This is a genomic window from Weissella sp. ESL1156, from assembly GCF_058505625.1.
Map to the genome: position 1 here is coordinate 1,110,687 of NZ_CP196372.1, position 16,708 is coordinate 1,127,394.

The following is a 16,708-nucleotide window of genomic DNA, read 5'->3' on the forward strand; positions in this document are numbered from 1 at the left end:
CCTTTCAAAGCATGTTGTGCACTATTTGCAACCGGCAATTAGACACGACGACGCTTTGGTGGACGTGAACCGTTGTGAGGTACAGGAGTAACATCTTTAATAGATGAAACTTCCAAACCTGCAGCGGCTAACGAACGGATAGCAGCCTCACGACCTGAACCAGGTCCCTTAACAGTTACCTCAACAGTCTTCATGCCATTTTCCATTGCGCTCTTGGCAGCAGCCTCAGCAGCCATTTGAGCAGCAAATGGCGTTGACTTACGGCTACCCTTGAAACCAAGTGCACCAGCTGATGACCAAGCAACAGCATTTCCTTGAACGTCGGTGATCATTACGATCGTGTTGTTAAATGTTGCGTGGATATGTGCGACACCAGACTCAACATTCTTACGTACACGACGCTTACGATTAGTACGACCTGCCATAATCAAGTTATCTCCTTTCTACTTAATTTTTAATTACTTCTTCTTACCAGCAATTGAAACAGCTGGGCCCTTACGAGTACGAGCATTGTTCTTCGTGTGTTGTCCACGAACAGGCAAGCCCTTACGGTGACGGATACCACGGTATGAGTTAATTTCTTGCAAAGACTTAATATTCATTGAAACTTCACGACGCAAGTCACCTTCTACCTTAACACCATCAACGACGGCACGGATAGCATCTTCTTGGTCTGGAGTTAGGTCACGAACACGGACATCTTCAGAAACTTTTGCTTCTGCCAAAATCTTTTGAGCAGTAGAATTACCGATTCCATATACATATGTTAATGCGATCACGATACGCTTATCGCGAGGCAAATCAACACCAGCAATACGAGCCATTACGATTACCTCCTTTTTCTATATAATAAATTAATTTTTACGCCAAGTAAGCATTACTTACCTTGACGTTGCTTGTGCTTTGGGTTTGCAGAGCAAATCACCATTACACGACCATTACGCTTGACAACTTTACAGCTGTCGCACATACGCTTAACTGATGGACGAACCTTCATGATATTTACCTCCTTGAATTTTTTGTATGATCTGCTTACTTAAACCGGTATGTAATACGGCCCTTCGTCAAATCATATGGCGACATCTCAACTGTTACACGATCCCCAGGTAAAATACGAATGAAATTCTTCCGAATCTTACCAGAAACGTGTGCTAAGATGTCTGCGCCGTTTTCCAGTTCAACGGTAAACATGGCATTAGGCAAAGTTTCCTTTACCACACCAGAAATTTCAATAACATCACTGGCCACGTTGCTGCCTCCTTAGTTGTGACATTGGAGAACGTAACAAGTTATTATAACACGATAGATTTGCCTTGAAAAGAGACAAATCTACGTCATAATTAGCCGTTCTTCAAACTATCAAGTAACTTCTTTACATCTGCGAACACGATATCTAACTCACGTGCACCATCGATTTTGTTTAAAATGCCTTTTTGGTCATAAAACTCAGCGATAGGCTCAGTAAGTTTTCCATTAACGTCTAAGCGATTTTTGATCACTTCAGGCGTATCATCGGCGCGTCCACGGGCCATCATACGATCAACCAAAACTTGTGTATCAGCAGTAAAGTAAAGAACAGCGTCCAATGAACGTCCTTCCTTACTTAACATATCTTCCAATGCCTTAGCTTGTTCTAAGTTACGAGGGAATCCATCTAAAATGAATCCTGGCTTCGTATCTTCTTCTGCTAACCGCTCAGCAACAATACCATTTGTCACTTCGTCTGGGACCAAATCACCAGCATCCATGAAAGACTTTGCCTTCATACCAAGTTCAGTTTCGTTGGCCATTGCCGTACGGAACATATCACCCGTACTGATGTGTGGCAAGTTGTACATCTCTACGATCTTTGCAGCCTGGGTTCCTTTACCAACACCTGGCAAACCCAACAACATGATGTTCAAACTCATTTTGCTACGACTCCTTCTCGAATAAATCCAACATACTGCCGCTTCATCATCAATCCTTCAAGTTGGCGAATCAGGTCAATTGCCACACCAATGACAATTAAGATCGATGTTCCTGACATTGCAAGGTTACTATCCAACCCAAGGATATGCGTTGCTAGGATTGGTGCTAAAGCGACAAATCCTAGGAACAATGCGCCGACCACTGACAAACGCATCAGTAGACCTGACATCCACTTTTCAGTTGATGGACCAGGCCAGACGCCTACGATATAACTACCTTGCTTCTGTAGATTCTCTTGCACTTTTTCAGGATTAACCTGAACAAATGCATAAAAGAATGTAAACAAGACAATTAATAGTGTGTACACAATACCACCTTGCATCGTTTGAATTGAAAGGTACTGCATAACAGTATTATACCAACCTGCATCAGCAAACTTTGTTGCAAACGCCTGCAAAATAGTTTGTGGCGTCACAAGTAGTGATGAGGCGAAAATAACAGGGATCACACCAGCAATATTAATACGTAGTGGTAAGTAAGATGAATTTCCTGAACCTACAGAACGACGTGTATATTGCATTGGTACCTTTCGAATTGCTTGATTGAACCACGTAACAAACGAAATAACAATCACGAAAATCAACATGATACCAATAAAGAATGCCCACCCACGCGCTGGGTCGTCACCTTGTAAAATGTGTTCCTTGAATAATTTGTAAATACCTGCTGGCAAACGCGCAATTATACCAGCAAAAATCAACATTGAGACACCTTGCCCAAGACCACGTTCTGTAATCATTTCACCTAACCAGACTGATAACATTGTACCCGCCGTTAGAATAAAACCAATTAACAAATAAGTCTCTGTATTTGGTGTTTTAACCAAATTAACTTGACTCAGTTGATTAAATCCAGCTGTTATTCCAATTGATTGGACAAACGCTAGGACAATGGTCAACCACCGGGTTACTTGGTTCAACTTACGTCGACCAACTTCCCCTTGTTTCGACCATTCAACAAATCGTGGCACAATATCCATCTGTAGGAGCTGTACCACGATTTGGGCAGTAACGTATGGTGAAACTCCCATTGCAAATAATGAGTAATTTGTTAGTCCACCACCGCTAAACATATTCAAAATGCTGCCGAGCCCAGAATTTGCTACCTCAGTTAGCGCTGCCGTATTAATTCCCGGCACAGTAATGTAGGCACCCAATCGGTAAACAATTAAAATCCATAAAGTAAAAAACAATTTCTTACGAATATCTTTTTCTTTTAATGAATCGAGCACGGTTTTCAGCATTAGATCACCTCAGCTTTACCACCAGCAGCTTCGATTGCTGCTGTTGCTGCTGCTGAGAACTTGTTAGCCTTAACAGTCAAAGACTTCTCTAGTTGACCATTTGCCAAGATCTTAACACCATTTAGTTCGTTCTTTACGATACCAGACTCAACCAACAATGCTGGTGAAACTTCAGTACCATTATCAAAACGGTTCAACATATCAAGGTTGACAACAGCATACTCCTTACGGTTAATGTTCGTGAAACCACGCTTTGGCATACGACGGAACAATGGCATTTGTCCACCTTCGAAACCTAGACGTGTCTTACCACGAGCCTTTTGACCTTTTTGACCACGACCAGCAGTCTTACCATTACCTGATGACTCACCACGTCCAACACGGTTGCGGACGTTACGTGAACCTTCAGCTACTTGGAGTTCATTTAGCTTCATTAGGGTTTTACCTCCTTCAATGCAATCTAATTATTAAGCTCTTACTTAACTACTTCAACAGTAACCAAGTGAGCAATCTTGAACACTGCACCACGCGTTGCTGCGTTGTCAGGCAATACAACTGATGATTGCACCTTGTTTAAACCAAGGGCCTTCACAATTGCACGTTGCTTTGGCAAACGGTGGGCAGCACTCTTTACAAGAGTAATTTTAACTTGTTCAGCCATATTCTGCCTCCTTAATCTGCCAAGTGCTCTAATGAGACCTGACGCAATTCAGCAACTTCTTCAGCGTTCTTCAATGAGTTGATTGCATCGAAAGTTGCGCGTACAACGTTAATTGGGGTAGCTGAACCTAATGACTTTGCAGTCACGTCAGCAACACCAGCCAATTCCAAAACGGCACGAGCAGCACCACCAGCTGCTACTCCAGATCCTTCAACGGCGGGCTTCAATAAGATGCGACCACCAGCGTAGACACCCAATGTAGAGTGAGGAAGGGTTGTACCAACCGTAGGTACACTAATAATGTTGCGCTTTGCGTCTTCAGCAGCCTTACGGATTGCTTCAGGAACTTCTTGCGCTTTACCAGTACCAAAACCAACATGTCCGTCACGGTCACCAACAACTACCAAAGCAGCGAAACGCAAACGGCGTCCACCTTTAACAACCTTGGTAACACGGTTGATGGCTACAACGTTTTCTTCAAGCTCACCGAGCTTATTTGCATCGATAAATGCCATGTTTTCTTTCCTCCTTCCCTTAGAACTTCAAGCCAGCTTCACGAGCTGCTTCGGCTAAAGCTTGTACACGACCATGGTACAAGTAACCACCACGATCAAATACAACACCTTCAACGTTAGCTGCTTTCGCACGCTCTGCGATTAAAGCACCAACTTTAGCTGCCTGTTCAGTTTTTGGAGCAGCCTCAATTGACTTATCCAATGTTGAGGCACTAGCAAGCGTCACACCCGCTACGTCATCAATTAATTGCGCGTAGATGTTCTTGTTAGAACGGTAAACGTTCAAGCGTGGGCGCTCAGCAGTACCAGAAATCTTGCCACGAACGCGAGTGTGTCGATGTTGACGCACTTTGTTCTTGTCTGACTTCGTAATCATGTTCGTAACCTCTTTTTTTATTATTCGAAAGATATACTCATAAGTAAATCGCAACGTTGCTTACGATTTTAAGCACAAGGCTTAAGCTTACTTACCAGTCTTACCTTCCTTACGTGCAACGTATTCACCTTCGTAACGAATACCCTTACCCTTGTATGGTTCAGGTGCACGTACGGCACGGATCTCAGCAGCGAAATCACCAACAAATTGCTTGCTGATTCCAGCAACTGTAATTGTCGTTGCGTCAGGAACTTCAACAGTTAATCCTTCACGAGCTTCAAATTCTACTGGATGTGAGTAACCAACGTTCAAAACAAGCTTATCGCCTTGTTTTGAAGCACGGTATCCAACACCAACTAGCTTCAAGGTCTTCTTGAAACCATTTGAAACACCCTCGACCATGTTGTTAACAATAGAACGAGTAGTGCCGTGAAGTGCCTTCATACGACCATCATCAGATGGGCGAGTGAATGAAACCTCAGTTCCATCAACAGTCAAATTGATTTCGTGAGCAACTGTACGAGATAGCTCACCTTTAGGTCCTTTAACAGTAACAACGTCACCTTCGCGTGATACTTCAACGCCTGCTGGCAATGTTACGGCCTTATTACCAATACGACTCATTGGTTGACACCTCCTTATTTAAATTTTGTTTTTACCAGACGTAAGCCAATACCTCGCCACCAATCTTCTTGGCGCGAGCTTCTTTATCGGTGATAACACCTTCAGAAGTTGAGATGATTGCAATACCCAAACCGTTTAATACCTTAGGTACATCATCTGACTTAACATAAGTACGTAGACCTGGCTTTGAAATACGCTTCAAACCTGTGATTACGCGAGTTTTGTCAGCAGAATACTTAAGGAAAACACGGATGATACCTTGCTTATCATCTTCAATGTATTCAACGTCACGAACAAAGCCTTCATTCTTCAAGATCTCGGCGATGTCCTTCTTGATCTTTGATGCAGGAACTTCAACTGAGTCGTGGCGAACCATGTTCGCATTACGAATGCGTGTCAAAAAATCTGCAATTGGGTCAGTCATTGACATTGATATTTGCCTCCTATTATTAATTACTGTAAATCAGTGTTGATTACTTTGAGAAAGGCATACCCATTTGAGTAAGCAATTCACGAGCTTCTTCGTCAGTGTTGGCTGTCGTTACAAGAACGATATCCAAACCACGGACACGATTAACCTTATCATAATCAATTTCTGGGAAAATAAGTTGCTCACGTACTCCTAACGTGTAGTTTCCACGGCCATCAAAGGCCTTTGGTGAAACTCCACGGAAGTCACGAACACGTGGCAATGAAACGTTGATCAACTTGTCTAAGAAGTCGTACATACGTTCACCACGCAAAGTAACCTTTGTACCGATTGCCATACCCTCACGCAAACGGAAGCCAGCGATTGACTTCTTTGCACGAGTGATAACTGGCTTTTGACCAGCAATCAATTCCAATTCAGCAACAGCTTCATCCAAGTTCTTTGAGTTTGAAACAGCGTCACCAACACCCATGTTAAGCACAATCTTTTCGATCTTAGGTGCTTGCATGATTGATGAGTACTCAAACTTCTCGACCAATGAAGGTGTAACTTCATTGACGTACTTTTCCTTCAAGCGATTTGCCATGATAATGATTTCCTCCTTTCACCTAGAAAATTATGCCAAAGTCTTTCCAGACTTCTTAGCAAAACGTACCTTCTTACCATCTTCAACTTTGTAACCAATTTTTGTTGGTTCGTTAGTAGAAGGGTCAAGCAATTGTACGTTTGAAACGTGGATTGGAGCTTCAAGCTCAACAATTCCACCTTGTGGGTATTGGTTATTAGGCTTTTGGTGCTTCTTAACCATATTGACACCTTCAACAACGACACGGTCTTGTGATGAAATAGTCTTAACAACTACGCCTTCCTTACCCTTGTCCTTGCCGGCGATAACCTTAACCTTGTCACCAGTCTTCACAAACATGCGAGGCTTCCTCCTTGATTTAATGATGGTAATTACAATACTTCAGGTGCCAATGACACAATACGCATGTAATCATTGTCACGCAATTCACGCGCAACAGGTCCGAAGATACGTGTACCTACAGGACTCTTGTCATCTTTAACGATAACAGCAGCGTTTTCATCGAAACTGATGTATGAACCATCAGCGCGGTGAGTACTAGCAGCAGTACGAACGATAACGGCTTTAACAACGTCACCCTTCTTAACATTTCCACCAGGAATAGCTTGCTTAACAGTTGCAACGATCATGTCACCGATTCCGGCGAACTTACGACCAGATCCACCCAATACCTTGATAGTCAAGATCTCACGTGCCCCTGAGTTATCAGCAACCTTTAAACGACTTTCTTGTTGAATCACGATTTTGTCCTCCTTCCGTTATTGGTAAGATTCGAGATTAAACGATTAGATAATAACGGCCTTCTCGACGATTTCTACCAAACGGAAGCGCTTTGTAGCTGACGTTGGACGTGTCTCCATGATACGTACCAAATCACCTGCTTTAGCTTCGTTGTTCTCATCGTGAGCCTTAAACTTCTTCGTGTACTTAACACGCTTACCATAAACTGGGTGGTTCTTGTAAGTGTTAATGGCAACAGTAATTGTCTTATCCATCTTATCTGAAACCACGCGGCCTTGGTAAACCTTACGTGTGTTACGAGCTTCAGTCATAACGAACGGTCTCCTCTCTTAGTCTACTTGTTCAATTCTTGTTGACGAATGACCGTCTTAATACGGGCGATTTGCTTACGTACTTCTGACAATCGAGCCGTGTTCTCAAGTTGACCTGTAGCTAATTGGAAACGCAAGTTGAATAACTCTTCCTTGTAGCTCTTTTCCTTGGCAACCAGCTCAGCTTGGCTGAGACCCTTGATTTCGTTTTGTTGATCCTTGATCTTCATTATTCACCCTCCACTTGACGAGCCAAGATTTTCGTCTTGACTGGCAACTTGTTAGATGCGAGACGCAAGGCTTCACGGGCAACCTCTTCGGGAACACCGGCAACTTCAAATAATACCTTGCCGCGCTTAACAGGTGCTACCCAGCCTTCTGGGGTACCTTTTCCGTTACCCATACGAACACCAACACCCTTTGAAGTGTATGACAAGTGTGGAAAAATCTTGATCCATACTTTACCACCACGCTTCATGTAACGCGTCATAGCAATACGAGCAGCCTCGATTTGACGGTTTGTAATCCAGTGTGATTCAGTAGCTTGTAAACCGAAATCTCCAAAAGCTACTGTCTTACCACCTTTAGCCTCACCACGCATCTTACCGCGATGTGGTCGACGGTACTTTACACGCTTTGGAACTAGCATGTTACTCGCCTCCTTGCTTCTTTACTGACTTTTTCTCTGGCAAGATATCACCACGGTAAATCCAAGTCTTAACTCCGATTTGACCATAAGTAGTTGTTGCCTCATCCCATGAGTAGTCAATGTCTGCACGCAATGTGTGCAAAGGCACTGTACCCTCTGTATATTGCTCAATACGAGCCATATCTGCACCGTTCAAACGTCCAGAAACTTGTGTCTTGATACCCTTGGCACCAGCACGCATTGCACGTTGGATAGCACTACGCATTGCACGACGGAAAGCCACACGGCGAACCAAATCTGCTGCAATTTGTGAGCCTACCAAGTGGGCATCCAAATCAGGCTTCTTAATCTCAATGATGTTGATGTGAACACGTTCACCCTTGGCAACGATCTTAGCAAGTTCGTTACGCAATGCATCAACTTCAGATCCACCTTTACCAATAACCATACCTGGCTTAGCAGTGTGGATTGAGATATTAACACGGTTAGCAGTACGTTCAATTTCAACACGTGAAATTGATGCTTCGGCCAACTTAGCTTCGATGTACTCACGCAACTTTAAATCTTCATGCAAAGTTGTTGCGAAGTCCTTCTTGTTAGCGTACCATTTTGCATCCCAGTCGCGGATGATGCCGACACGCATACCAGTTGGGTTAATTTTGTGACCCATGACTCAATCCTCCTTACTTTTCTTTTACCACAATTGTAATGTGGCTTGTACGCTTGTTGATTGGTGAAGCTGATCCTTTGGCACGTGGACGGAAACGCTTTAGCGTTGGTCCTTCGTTTGCAAAGGCTTCAGTAACTACCAAATCTTCGCGATCTAATGAGAAGTTGTTCTCAGCGTTTGCTACTGCTGAGTTCAACACTTTATATACATCTTCTGAGCTGTGGTTAGGCATAAATTGCAAAATTGCAAATGCTTCTGCCACAGACTTACCACGAACTTGGTCAAGCACTAGGCGGACCTTACGTGGAGCGACACGAACGATTTTGGCCGTGGCGCGTGCTGACGTGATTTGTTCAGCCATTGTATTGTCCTCCTAATTACTTACGCTTAGTTGCTTTATCGTCTGCTGCGTGTCCGCGGAACGTACGCGTAGGAACGAACTCTCCAAGCTTGTGACCAACCATGTCTTCTTGTACTAAGACTGGCATATGCTTACGACCATCGTAAACTGCAAAAGTTAATCCAATGAAGCTAGGGAAAATCGTTGAGCGACGTGACCAAGTCTTGATGACAGTATGCTTGTCTGAAGCGTTAGCAGCTTCAACCTTCTTTAACAAAGAAGCATCAGCAAATGGCCCTTTTTTTAGGCTACGACCCATTTCGAGGTCCTCCTCTCGTTTTTTAAAAACTTATAATAGCTGGATACTATATTTTATTTGTTCTTACGACCACGAACGATAAACTTCGATGAACGAGCCTTAACGTTACGAGTCTTCTTACCAGCTGTCTTCTTACCCCATGGTGACAATGGTGATGGACGTCCGATAGGAGCCTTCCCTTCACCACCTCCATGAGGGTGATCGTTAGGATTCATAACAGAACCACGAACATGTGGACGTTGACCCTTCCAACGACGACGACCAGCTTTACCCCAGTTAATCAATGAGTGTTGTTCGTTTCCAACAACACCAACTGTGGCACGATTTACGGCTAGGATCATACGTACTTCACCAGATTGTAGGCGAACTAGTACGTACTTTCCTTCCTTACCCAAAACTTGAGCTGAAGCTCCGGCTGAGCGAACTAATTGTCCGCCATGACCTGGCTTCAATTCAATATTGTGGATTTGAGTTCCATCAGGAATATTTGCCAATGGTAGAGCATTACCTACTTTAATATCAGCATCTTTTCCAGATTGAACTGTCATACCAACTTCCAAGCCCTTAGGTGCCAAGATATATGCCTTAGTACCATCAGTGTATTGTAACAAAGCGATGTTTGCAGTACGGTTAGGATCGTATTCGATCGCAACAACCTTAGCTGGTACATCATCCTTAGTACGCTTGAAGTCGATAATACGATATTGGCGCTTGTGTCCACCACCACGGTGGCGTACAGTCATGTGACCGTATGAATTACGAGCACCAGTGTTTGACTTTGATTCCAACAAGCTCTTTTCAGGCGTCGTCTTAGTGATTTCAGAAAAATCTGAAGACGTCATGTTACGACGACCGTTAGAGGTTGGCTTGTACTTCTTGATAGCCACGCTAATTTCCTCCTAATTAGTTTTCGTTGAACAATTGAATGTCCTTTGAAGCGGCAGACAACTTAACAGTTGCCTTCTTACGCTTCTTAGTGTAACCAGCAAAGCGTCCTTGACGCTTCAACTTACCACGTACGTTTGCTGTGTTAATTTTTTCAACTTTAACGTCAAAAATTTCTTCAACAGCGCGCTTAATTTGTGGCTTAGTGGCGCGAACATCAACTTCAAACGTGTAACGCTTCTCATCTAAAACGTTCATCGTTTGTTCAGTGATGACCGGGCGCAAAATGATATCGCGTGCGTCCATTATGCCAAAACCTCCTCAACTTGTGCCAAAGCTGATTGTACAACAACCAACTTATCGTTGTTGATTACGTCAAGCACGTTAACACCCTTAGCAGTCATAACAGTCACGTTTTCTAAGTTACGTGCTGCTAATGCTGCATTAGCATTATCATCGTCCAAGACAACCAACGTCTTTTCATTTACGTTTAAGTTGTTCAAAACTGCCTTAAATTCTTTTGTCTTTGGTGCGTCAAATGACAATGCATCAACAACGACCAATGATGAATCCAAAACCTTTTGTGACAACACTGACTTCAATGCCAAACGGTAAGCCTTCTTAGGCATCTTGTAGGCATATGAACGTGGTGTAGGTCCGAAGACAATTCCACCACCACGCCATTGTGGTGAACGAATTGATCCTTGACGGGCACGACCCGTTCCCTTTTGACGCCAAGGCTTCTTTCCACCACCAGAAACCGCTGAACGGTTCTTTACGGCGTGAGTTCCTTGACGCATTGAAGCGCGTTGCATCAATACGGCATCCGTAATGACATTGTTGTTTGGCTCAACACCGAATACTGAATCATTTAATTCAATATCACCAGCATTTGAACCGTCTTGCTTAAACAAAGCAACCTTAGTCATGTTATTCTCCTCCCTTCGTCCTTATTACTTAGCTTTCTTTGAGTACTTTACAGTAACAAGTGACTTGTTGGCACCAGGAACATTACCCTTAACCAAGATCACGTTATTTTCTACATCAACGCGAACAACTTGCAAGTTTTGTACAGTACGCTTATTGTTACCCATGCGTCCAGGCAACTTCTTACCTTTGAATACACGGTTAATAATGGCACCCAATGAACCAGGACGACGGTGATAACGAGATCCGTGAGCCATAGGTCCACGAGATTGGCCATCCTTCTTGATGTTACCTTGGTAACCATGACCCTTTGTGATTCCAGTTACATCAACAGCTTCGCCAGCAGCGAAAATGTCAACCTTAACTTCATCCCCAACATTGAATTCTCCCTCAGCATCGCGGATTTCACGAATGTAGCGCTTAGGGGTCGTGTTTGCTTTGGCAACGTGACCTTGCTCAGGTTTGTTGCTCAAAACTTGGCGCTTATCTTGGTAACCCAATTGAATTGCGCTGTAACCGTCATTTTCCAATGTCTTAACTTGAAGAACAACGTTTGGCGTAGCTTCAATAACTGTTACAGGGATAAGTTCACCAGTCTCAGTAAATACCTGAGTCATGCCGACTTTGCGGCCTAAGATACCCTTAGTAGTCATGACTATCTCCTTTTCAAATAGTAAATCTAATTTTCGGTTAGTTAGATGCATAACCAGGCAAGTTTATTATCTATAATCAAAGTTATAAGAATTACAACTTAATTTCGATATCAACACCGCTTGGCAGCTCCAACTTTGACAATGCATCGACTGTCTTAGCAGTTGGGTTCATGATGTCAATCAAACGCTTGTGTGTTCGCAATTCGAATTGTTCACGTGCATCCTTGTGCTTGTGAGGTGAACTCAAAACTGTGTAAATCGTACGTTCTGTTGGCAATGGAATAGGACCTGAAATTTCAGCACCTGTACGCTTTGCGGTTTCAACAATCTTTTCAGCTGATGAATCCAAAATCTTATGCTCGTAAGCCTTTAAACGGATACGAATCTTCTTATTTGCCATGATATAAATTCTCCCTTCGTCCATATTGGAATATGAAACTAACTCCGTGGAAACTACCGACACGCCCCACAAGGCTCCATGGCAATGGGCCTCGTGGCAATGCTGCCGGGTGTGTCGCAACCTCCCACATCATTGCTCGTCAATGCACACTAACAGAGGGACACAGTTATGTTGTCCTTCTTTTAGCGTACTTGTTTATGATACAGCAGTCATACTTGATAAGCAAGCACTTTATCGCAATTCATTGAAATATTTTTTACTGCACTTTGCGTCACAACGTTTATTATCATACACAATTTTCAAAATAATTGCCAATATAAACACTTGTATTTGTTAATTATTTTTTATAGATGAAAAATTGCCTGTCGATTACCTTTTTTTAATATATAATAGAAATTAGTTTAAAAGATGTTATGTCAATTTAAGTTTTACAATATAGTAGATTTAAGGAATTCCAAATTAATGAAACAATCACTTATGCAAATTCACCCTATGTGGGATAATTATCCAATAATTAAAAAGGAACTCCAAGATGTGTTGTTAATTATTCAAAATTCGCTGCATGCAAATGATGCGGAAGTTGAACAAGCATTATTGGATATGTTCAGAAGCGGCGGCAAAATGTTACGTCCAGCCTTCGCAGTTATTATCGGTCAATTCTATCCAGGTAATACGTCAAATTTGAACCATATTGCAGCAGCTGTTGAGATGCTTCACACAGCAACGTTGGTTCATGATGATATTATTGATGATTCTCCTGAACGACGCCATGCGCCAAGTATCCAAGCACGCTTTGGTAAAGACATTGCTGCCTACGCTGGTGACTACCTTTTTGCTGCCACGTTTAGAACATTGGCTTATCATACTGATGATATGTCGATCGTTCGCCAAGCAACAAAATTATTAGATGATATTTTAACTGGTGAGTTAACACAACGAACGAATCACTATGATCGACACACGACCCTTGCTGACTATAAAGAACAAATTGCTGGCAAGACAGCAGCCTTGTTTGTTTTATCAGCACAACTTGGTGCAACTAATGGTGATGCCCCTGAAGAATTTGTTGATCTTGTCACTGAATTTGCTTTTAACGTTGGGATGGCGTTCCAAATATTGGATGATATTTTAGATTATCAAGCAACCAACCAAGACCTCGGTAAGCCAACCTTACAAGATGTTCGCGAAGGCGTTTATTCAGCACCACTCATCATTGCTATGCAAGATAATGATGATATCCAAGCACTCTTAGCTAAGCAAGAACTCATCACTAACGAAGAGGCCTTACAACTACGTGATTTAGTTGTGGCAACTGGTGCTGTGGACGAGGCTTCAAATCTTGCGAGTGACTATACAACTGTCGCATTAGATTATTTAGACAAACTGCCCGATAGCGAAGCAAAGGATACATTAATTGCCATTAGTGAAGCACTATTAGAACGTGCAAATTAATTAACTATTTATATAGTAGAAAATCACAAAAAAGGACGCTCTTTTTATAAAGGGCGTCCTTTTCATTATTCATCTTCAGCATAATCAAATTCAAGTGCCGGGTCCGCATTTAATGTCCAATCACCACGTTTACCATGACGATACGCAATATCAACTGCTGCACCAATCATCGCCGCATTATCACCAGCCAACTTAATTGGTACAGGGATAAACATCATTTCTGGACGCTTTGCCATCATATTTGCTAATGCATCACGTAAACCATGATTTGCAGCAACACCACCAGCAACGATAAATGACTTCACTGGATAATGATCTAATGCACGCGCAGTTTTTGTGACTAATACTTCAACGACCGCTGCTTGAAACGAAGCCGCCAGATCATCATGATCAACTGATTCACCACGTTGATCCGCATTATGCATTAAATTAATGACGGCACTTTTCAATCCTGAAAAGGAAAAATCATAAGCATCATCGTTAATCAATGCTCTTGGTAACTGATAGTTTGGCTGACCACGATGTGCCATCTCATCCAATGTTTTACCAGCTGGATACTTTAAGCCCATTGTCCGACCAACTTTATCATAACTTTCGCCAGCTGCGTCATCACGCGTATCACCAATCACGACATACTCATACTCATGTGGCATGAGCACTAATTCTGTATGTCCACCAGAAACCATCAATGCCAATGCTGGATATTGAATCGGCTCCACAAAATTTGCAGCGCTGATATGACCCGCTAAATGCAAGACAGGCACTAGTGGCAATTGATGTGCCCACGCAATTGTTTTCGCAGCAGTCACACCGACCAATAATGCTCCAACCAAGCCTGGTCCCTGCGTCACACCAATCGCTGTTAAATCGTCATAAGTTAAGTTAGCATCAGTTAGTGCAGCGTCCGCTAAAATAGTAACCTGTTCAATATGATGACGACTAGCAACTTCTGGTACAATACCACCAAAACGTTGATGACTTTTTATCTGTGTCGCTGTCTCTAAACTAATGATTTCAACACCATTTTTAATTATGGCAACACTTGTTTCATCAGCACTTGATTCAAACGCCATGATATATCGTGTTTCTGTCATTTTTTACTCCTTTAACGTGACTGGTAATTGTTGCATCATTAAATCAGCATCTTCAACCGGCTGTTTATAATATGCCCGCCGTTGACGATAGATTTTAAACCCAAATCGCTGATAAAGATGTTTTGCAGCAAAATTACCAGTCCGAACTTCTAATAATACTGTTGTCTCATCAGGAAATTCATCAAACCAAGCTTGTAATAAGCGTCCCCCAAAATGGTGACCTTGTTGTGTTTTTACAATGGCCACATTACTGATATCCAATACATTATCTAGGTAAACGCCCCCTGCAAACCCAATTAATTGATTCTCAACAACTAAACCAATATAATGCGTGTATTCATTTGCTAAATCTTTTTCAAATGTTCGCAATTGCCAAGGTGAGCCAGCTTGGTAAGCATTATTTGCTACCTGATACAATTGCTCAGCTGTCATATCATCTTTAGATAAGAAGTTCATGATTGATTTGGTCTCCTAATATTTGTGCCATATCAAAAGCATCTTCACCATTTTCACCATAATAATGTACTTTACGACGAATAACTTGAAAGCCTAATCGTTCATACAATGCCTGCGCACGTTTATTTGAGACGCGTACTTCTAATGAAATACGATGAAAATTAATTTGTTGGGCAATGGTCATCATGTAGGTTACCAAAAATGTGCCAATACCACGTCCTTGCCAATGTGGTACAACCATGATGTTTGTAATATGTACTTCATGAATACCTGGTCGAAAAGCTGCCCCAACTAACGCAACCAAAGAACCAGTTTCTGGTTGGCGTACAACTATATAGAGACGGTCACGCGTCCGATGTAATTCTTCAGCAAACGCTTCTAATGGCCACAAAACATGACCATCATATGCCGCTTGCTCAAGTGCGACCATATCCTCTAAATCTTGTTTCTTGGCTGGCATTAAGTCAAATTCGAGCCCTTTGATAACGATTGTTTGATGGCGTTGTACCTCTTCTGGTAACGATTTTCCTAACCAATGTGCCCATTGACTAAACTTTTTCCACATAGGCATGTCCACCTCGATCTTCTGGATGCAGTTTTGCCCAATCTGCCTCCGCCTGCGATAGTCGATGGTAATTTGGCACAAACTGATGGATATCCGCCATATCAGTCAACGTTTGACCATCTTTTGCTAATCGTAAACAATTAGCTGCATGTGGTAAATTATCCTTTGCAAAAGTTGCTTGCGGTAACAATGTCCGTAATTGTTCTTCAAAACGTTGCCATTCCCCAACAAAAATAATTGGCTGTGTTGTTTTTGCCAACGCCGCATATAGGGACTCAATATTCATATGACTATCTGCTTGAAGCGTAACTAAGTGTTCATCCTGCCATTGGTATTGGGCCGCATAAATATTTTGATTACGAGCATCCATGATTGGCACAATTGTTACGTGATTTTCCTGTACATTGGTTGCTAATAACGCTAAGCTCGAAATACCTGTTAATGATAATCGTAGCGTAAAAGCGAGTGTCTTAGCAGTTGTTACGGCAATTCGCAAACCGGTATACGAACCGGGTCCTTGACTAACAATGACATTGTCTAAATCCTGTGGTGTCCAATGAGCTTGCTTCATTAATTCATCAATAAAAGGTAATAATTGTGTTGAATGGTTACGACGCACATTGGTTTCACGTTGGTCAATTAATTGATCATTTTCAAATAATGCCACACTTAAGGGTTGATTGCTTGTATCAAAAGCAATGGTCTTCATATCACCTGACTCCTCTATTTATAGAATACTATTACTTATTTTACCGCAAATTCATCAGAACAGCAGATTTAATCGTTTAAATCTAAACAAAAAGAACCCCTGCTCAGCAACTTGAATAAATTTTCAAGTCA

Annotated in this window: 31 protein-coding genes; 1 reads left to right on the forward strand and 30 read right to left on the reverse strand. The window is 42.3% G+C overall.

The window, feature by feature from the left end:
- Nucleotides 1–38 precede the first annotated feature (38 nt).
- From rpsK to rpsJ, 26 genes are all read right to left on the reverse strand, one after another.
- A complete protein-coding gene (rpsK, locus tag ACSKY2_RS05585; protein WP_489840721.1) occupies nt 39–425 on the reverse strand; it encodes a 30S ribosomal protein S11 in 387 nt (128 codons plus the stop codon).
- Nucleotides 426–458: 33 nt separating this feature from the next.
- Nucleotides 459–824 carry a 30S ribosomal protein S13 gene (gene rpsM, locus ACSKY2_RS05590; RefSeq protein WP_489840720.1) on the reverse strand — a complete coding sequence of 122 codons (366 nt, stop codon included), beginning with the start codon at nt 822–824 and terminating at the stop codon, nt 459–461.
- Between the two features lie 53 nt (nt 825–877).
- Nucleotides 878–997 carry a 50S ribosomal protein L36 gene (gene rpmJ / locus ACSKY2_RS05595; protein WP_040760535.1) on the reverse strand — a complete coding sequence of 40 codons (120 nt, stop codon included), beginning with the start codon at nt 995–997 and terminating at the stop codon, nt 878–880.
- Between the two features lie 35 nt (nt 998–1,032).
- Nucleotides 1,033–1,248, reverse strand: a complete 216-nt coding sequence (gene infA / locus ACSKY2_RS05600; RefSeq protein WP_002827967.1) for a translation initiation factor IF-1 — start codon at nt 1,246–1,248, stop codon at nt 1,033–1,035.
- 92 nt (nt 1,249–1,340) lie between these two features.
- Complete coding sequence (locus ACSKY2_RS05605; RefSeq protein ID WP_489877069.1) at nt 1,341–1,910, reverse strand: adenylate kinase; 570 nt, start codon at nt 1,908–1,910, stop codon at nt 1,341–1,343.
- The gene (secY, locus tag ACSKY2_RS05610) at nt 1,907–3,214 is read right to left on the reverse strand and encodes a preprotein translocase subunit SecY (protein WP_489877070.1); all 1,308 of its coding nucleotides are present in this window, start codon (nt 3,212–3,214) and stop codon (nt 1,907–1,909) included. The genes ACSKY2_RS05605 and secY overlap by 4 nt, the downstream gene beginning before the upstream one ends.
- The gene (gene rplO, locus ACSKY2_RS05615) at nt 3,214–3,648 is read right to left on the reverse strand and encodes a 50S ribosomal protein L15 (RefSeq protein ID WP_489840717.1); all 435 of its coding nucleotides are present in this window, start codon (nt 3,646–3,648) and stop codon (nt 3,214–3,216) included. The genes secY and rplO overlap by 1 nt, the downstream gene beginning before the upstream one ends.
- A gap of 41 nt (nt 3,649–3,689) precedes the next feature.
- Entirely contained in the window at nt 3,690–3,875 is a 186-nt protein-coding gene (rpmD, locus tag ACSKY2_RS05620; RefSeq protein WP_002827972.1) for a 50S ribosomal protein L30, read from the reverse strand.
- Nucleotides 3,876–3,886: 11 nt separating this feature from the next.
- Entirely contained in the window at nt 3,887–4,390 is a 504-nt protein-coding gene (gene rpsE / locus ACSKY2_RS05625) for a 30S ribosomal protein S5 (protein WP_002827973.1), read from the reverse strand.
- Nucleotides 4,391–4,409: 19 nt separating this feature from the next.
- Nucleotides 4,410–4,766 carry a 50S ribosomal protein L18 gene (rplR, locus tag ACSKY2_RS05630; RefSeq protein WP_489840716.1) on the reverse strand — a complete coding sequence of 119 codons (357 nt, stop codon included), beginning with the start codon at nt 4,764–4,766 and terminating at the stop codon, nt 4,410–4,412.
- An 87-nt stretch (nt 4,767–4,853) separates the two neighbouring features.
- Nucleotides 4,854–5,390, reverse strand: coding sequence for a 50S ribosomal protein L6 (gene rplF, locus ACSKY2_RS05635; RefSeq protein WP_489840715.1), 537 nt, complete (start codon nt 5,388–5,390; stop codon nt 4,854–4,856).
- A 31-nt stretch (nt 5,391–5,421) separates the two neighbouring features.
- Nucleotides 5,422–5,820, reverse strand: coding sequence for a 30S ribosomal protein S8 (gene rpsH / locus ACSKY2_RS05640; protein WP_489840714.1), 399 nt, complete (start codon nt 5,818–5,820; stop codon nt 5,422–5,424).
- A gap of 43 nt (nt 5,821–5,863) precedes the next feature.
- Nucleotides 5,864–6,406, reverse strand: coding sequence for a 50S ribosomal protein L5 (rplE, locus tag ACSKY2_RS05645; protein ID WP_002827977.1), 543 nt, complete (start codon nt 6,404–6,406; stop codon nt 5,864–5,866).
- 30 nt (nt 6,407–6,436) lie between these two features.
- Entirely contained in the window at nt 6,437–6,745 is a 309-nt protein-coding gene (gene rplX, locus ACSKY2_RS05650; protein ID WP_489840713.1) for a 50S ribosomal protein L24, read from the reverse strand.
- 32 nt (nt 6,746–6,777) lie between these two features.
- Nucleotides 6,778–7,146 (reverse strand): 50S ribosomal protein L14, encoded by a 369-nt coding sequence (rplN, locus tag ACSKY2_RS05655; protein WP_002827979.1) that lies wholly within the window; start codon nt 7,144–7,146, stop codon nt 6,778–6,780.
- 45 nt (nt 7,147–7,191) lie between these two features.
- Nucleotides 7,192–7,458 carry a 30S ribosomal protein S17 gene (gene rpsQ, locus ACSKY2_RS05660; protein ID WP_489840712.1) on the reverse strand — a complete coding sequence of 89 codons (267 nt, stop codon included), beginning with the start codon at nt 7,456–7,458 and terminating at the stop codon, nt 7,192–7,194.
- A gap of 23 nt (nt 7,459–7,481) precedes the next feature.
- Nucleotides 7,482–7,688, reverse strand: coding sequence for a 50S ribosomal protein L29 (rpmC, locus tag ACSKY2_RS05665; protein WP_002827981.1), 207 nt, complete (start codon nt 7,686–7,688; stop codon nt 7,482–7,484).
- Nucleotides 7,688–8,107, reverse strand: coding sequence for a 50S ribosomal protein L16 (rplP, locus tag ACSKY2_RS05670; protein WP_002827982.1), 420 nt, complete (start codon nt 8,105–8,107; stop codon nt 7,688–7,690). Before rplP ends, rpmC begins: the two co-directional genes overlap by 1 nt.
- A 1-nt stretch (nt 8,108) precedes the next feature.
- Nucleotides 8,109–8,777 carry a 30S ribosomal protein S3 gene (gene rpsC / locus ACSKY2_RS05675; protein ID WP_489840710.1) on the reverse strand — a complete coding sequence of 223 codons (669 nt, stop codon included), beginning with the start codon at nt 8,775–8,777 and terminating at the stop codon, nt 8,109–8,111.
- Nucleotides 8,778–8,790: 13 nt separating this feature from the next.
- On the reverse strand, nt 8,791–9,138 hold the full coding sequence (rplV, locus tag ACSKY2_RS05680) for a 50S ribosomal protein L22 (protein ID WP_489840709.1): 348 nt from the start codon (nt 9,136–9,138) through the stop codon (nt 8,791–8,793).
- A 16-nt stretch (nt 9,139–9,154) separates the two neighbouring features.
- Nucleotides 9,155–9,436, reverse strand: a complete 282-nt coding sequence (gene rpsS, locus ACSKY2_RS05685; RefSeq protein WP_489840708.1) for a 30S ribosomal protein S19 — start codon at nt 9,434–9,436, stop codon at nt 9,155–9,157.
- 53 nt (nt 9,437–9,489) lie between these two features.
- The gene (rplB, locus tag ACSKY2_RS05690; protein WP_489840707.1) at nt 9,490–10,323 is read right to left on the reverse strand and encodes a 50S ribosomal protein L2; all 834 of its coding nucleotides are present in this window, start codon (nt 10,321–10,323) and stop codon (nt 9,490–9,492) included.
- A 16-nt stretch (nt 10,324–10,339) separates the two neighbouring features.
- A complete protein-coding gene (gene rplW / locus ACSKY2_RS05695; RefSeq protein WP_489840706.1) occupies nt 10,340–10,627 on the reverse strand; it encodes a 50S ribosomal protein L23 in 288 nt (95 codons plus the stop codon).
- Nucleotides 10,627–11,250 carry a 50S ribosomal protein L4 gene (gene rplD, locus ACSKY2_RS05700; protein ID WP_075270321.1) on the reverse strand — a complete coding sequence of 208 codons (624 nt, stop codon included), beginning with the start codon at nt 11,248–11,250 and terminating at the stop codon, nt 10,627–10,629. The genes rplW and rplD overlap by 1 nt, the downstream gene beginning before the upstream one ends.
- Nucleotides 11,251–11,274: 24 nt before the next feature.
- Complete coding sequence (gene rplC / locus ACSKY2_RS05705) at nt 11,275–11,901, reverse strand: 50S ribosomal protein L3 (protein WP_489840705.1); 627 nt, start codon at nt 11,899–11,901, stop codon at nt 11,275–11,277.
- 91 nt (nt 11,902–11,992) lie between these two features.
- Nucleotides 11,993–12,301 (reverse strand): 30S ribosomal protein S10, encoded by a 309-nt coding sequence (gene rpsJ, locus ACSKY2_RS05710; RefSeq protein WP_489840704.1) that lies wholly within the window; start codon nt 12,299–12,301, stop codon nt 11,993–11,995.
- A 462-nt stretch (nt 12,302–12,763) separates the two neighbouring features.
- Here rpsJ and ACSKY2_RS05715 point away from each other — a divergent pair, with 462 nt between their 5' ends.
- Nucleotides 12,764–13,753, forward strand: a complete 990-nt coding sequence (locus ACSKY2_RS05715) for a polyprenyl synthetase family protein (RefSeq protein WP_489877071.1) — start codon at nt 12,764–12,766, stop codon at nt 13,751–13,753.
- Between the two features lie 65 nt (nt 13,754–13,818).
- Here ACSKY2_RS05715 and tsaD read toward each other — a convergent pair whose 3' ends face one another.
- The 4 genes from tsaD to tsaB are packed head-to-tail and all read right to left on the reverse strand — an operon-like array spanning nt 13,819 to nt 16,577.
- Nucleotides 13,819–14,847: a tRNA (adenosine(37)-N6)-threonylcarbamoyltransferase complex transferase subunit TsaD gene (gene tsaD, locus ACSKY2_RS05720; RefSeq protein ID WP_489877072.1), complete on the reverse strand. Its 1,029-nt coding sequence runs from the start codon at nt 14,845–14,847 to the stop codon at nt 13,819–13,821.
- Nucleotides 14,848–14,850: 3 nt separating this feature from the next.
- Nucleotides 14,851–15,303, reverse strand: coding sequence for a ribosomal protein S18-alanine N-acetyltransferase (gene rimI / locus ACSKY2_RS05725; protein WP_489840701.1), 453 nt, complete (start codon nt 15,301–15,303; stop codon nt 14,851–14,853).
- The gene (gene rimI / locus ACSKY2_RS05730) at nt 15,287–15,868 is read right to left on the reverse strand and encodes a ribosomal protein S18-alanine N-acetyltransferase (RefSeq protein ID WP_489840700.1); all 582 of its coding nucleotides are present in this window, start codon (nt 15,866–15,868) and stop codon (nt 15,287–15,289) included. The genes rimI (ACSKY2_RS05725) and rimI (ACSKY2_RS05730) overlap by 17 nt, the downstream gene beginning before the upstream one ends.
- Nucleotides 15,852–16,577, reverse strand: a complete 726-nt coding sequence (gene tsaB / locus ACSKY2_RS05735) for a tRNA (adenosine(37)-N6)-threonylcarbamoyltransferase complex dimerization subunit type 1 TsaB (RefSeq protein ID WP_489840699.1) — start codon at nt 16,575–16,577, stop codon at nt 15,852–15,854. Before tsaB ends, rimI (ACSKY2_RS05730) begins: the two co-directional genes overlap by 17 nt.
- Between the last annotated feature and the right edge of the window lie 131 nt (nt 16,578–16,708).

What these genes read in the sequence shown, in the direction of transcription:
- rplR (WP_489840716.1), bottom strand. Translation starts at nt 4,766, where the DNA reads ATGATTACGAAGTCAGACAAGAACAAAGTGCGTCAACATCGACACACT.
- tsaD (WP_489877072.1), bottom strand. Translation starts at nt 14,847, where the DNA reads ATGACAGAAACACGATATATCATGGCGTTTGAATCAAGTGCTGATGAA.
- rplD (WP_075270321.1), bottom strand. Translation starts at nt 11,250, where the DNA reads ATGACTAAGGTTGCTTTGTTTAAGCAAGACGGTTCAAATGCTGGTGAT.
- rimI (WP_489840701.1), bottom strand. Translation starts at nt 15,303, where the DNA reads ATGAACTTCTTATCTAAAGATGATATGACAGCTGAGCAATTGTATCAG.
- ACSKY2_RS05715 (WP_489877071.1), top strand. Translation starts at nt 12,764, where the DNA reads ATGAAACAATCACTTATGCAAATTCACCCTATGTGGGATAATTATCCA.
- rplP (WP_002827982.1), bottom strand. Translation starts at nt 8,107, where the DNA reads ATGCTAGTTCCAAAGCGTGTAAAGTACCGTCGACCACATCGCGGTAAG.
- tsaB (WP_489840699.1), bottom strand. Translation starts at nt 16,577, where the DNA reads ATGAAGACCATTGCTTTTGATACAAGCAATCAACCCTTAAGTGTGGCA.
- rplE (WP_002827977.1), bottom strand. Translation starts at nt 6,406, where the DNA reads ATGGCAAATCGCTTGAAGGAAAAGTACGTCAATGAAGTTACACCTTCA.
- ACSKY2_RS05605 (WP_489877069.1), bottom strand. Translation starts at nt 1,910, where the DNA reads ATGAGTTTGAACATCATGTTGTTGGGTTTGCCAGGTGTTGGTAAAGGA.
- rpsS (WP_489840708.1), bottom strand. Translation starts at nt 9,436, where the DNA reads ATGGGTCGTAGCCTAAAAAAAGGGCCATTTGCTGATGCTTCTTTGTTA.
- rpsC (WP_489840710.1), bottom strand. Translation starts at nt 8,777, where the DNA reads ATGGGTCACAAAATTAACCCAACTGGTATGCGTGTCGGCATCATCCGC.
- rpmC (WP_002827981.1), bottom strand. Translation starts at nt 7,688, where the DNA reads ATGAAGATCAAGGATCAACAAAACGAAATCAAGGGTCTCAGCCAAGCT.
- rplC (WP_489840705.1), bottom strand. Translation starts at nt 11,901, where the DNA reads ATGACTACTAAGGGTATCTTAGGCCGCAAAGTCGGCATGACTCAGGTA.
- rpsJ (WP_489840704.1), bottom strand. Translation starts at nt 12,301, where the DNA reads ATGGCAAATAAGAAGATTCGTATCCGTTTAAAGGCTTACGAGCATAAG.
- secY (WP_489877070.1), bottom strand. Translation starts at nt 3,214, where the DNA reads ATGCTGAAAACCGTGCTCGATTCATTAAAAGAAAAAGATATTCGTAAG.
- rpsE (WP_002827973.1), bottom strand. Translation starts at nt 4,390, where the DNA reads ATGGCATTTATCGATGCAAATAAGCTCGGTGAGCTTGAAGAAAACGTT.
- rpsM (WP_489840720.1), bottom strand. Translation starts at nt 824, where the DNA reads ATGGCTCGTATTGCTGGTGTTGATTTGCCTCGCGATAAGCGTATCGTG.
- rpsK (WP_489840721.1), bottom strand. Translation starts at nt 425, where the DNA reads ATGGCAGGTCGTACTAATCGTAAGCGTCGTGTACGTAAGAATGTTGAG.
- rimI (WP_489840700.1), bottom strand. Translation starts at nt 15,868, where the DNA reads ATGTGGAAAAAGTTTAGTCAATGGGCACATTGGTTAGGAAAATCGTTA.
- rplV (WP_489840709.1), bottom strand. Translation starts at nt 9,138, where the DNA reads ATGGCTGAACAAATCACGTCAGCACGCGCCACGGCCAAAATCGTTCGT.
- rpmJ (WP_040760535.1), bottom strand. Translation starts at nt 997, where the DNA reads ATGAAGGTTCGTCCATCAGTTAAGCGTATGTGCGACAGCTGTAAAGTT.
- rpsQ (WP_489840712.1), bottom strand. Translation starts at nt 7,458, where the DNA reads ATGACTGAAGCTCGTAACACACGTAAGGTTTACCAAGGCCGCGTGGTT.
- rplW (WP_489840706.1), bottom strand. Translation starts at nt 10,627, where the DNA reads ATGGACGCACGCGATATCATTTTGCGCCCGGTCATCACTGAACAAACG.
- rpsH (WP_489840714.1), bottom strand. Translation starts at nt 5,820, where the DNA reads ATGTCAATGACTGACCCAATTGCAGATTTTTTGACACGCATTCGTAAT.
- rplO (WP_489840717.1), bottom strand. Translation starts at nt 3,648, where the DNA reads ATGAAGCTAAATGAACTCCAAGTAGCTGAAGGTTCACGTAACGTCCGC.
- rplF (WP_489840715.1), bottom strand. Translation starts at nt 5,390, where the DNA reads ATGAGTCGTATTGGTAATAAGGCCGTAACATTGCCAGCAGGCGTTGAA.
- rplX (WP_489840713.1), bottom strand. Translation starts at nt 6,745, where the DNA reads ATGTTTGTGAAGACTGGTGACAAGGTTAAGGTTATCGCCGGCAAGGAC.
- rpmD (WP_002827972.1), bottom strand. Translation starts at nt 3,875, where the DNA reads ATGGCTGAACAAGTTAAAATTACTCTTGTAAAGAGTGCTGCCCACCGT.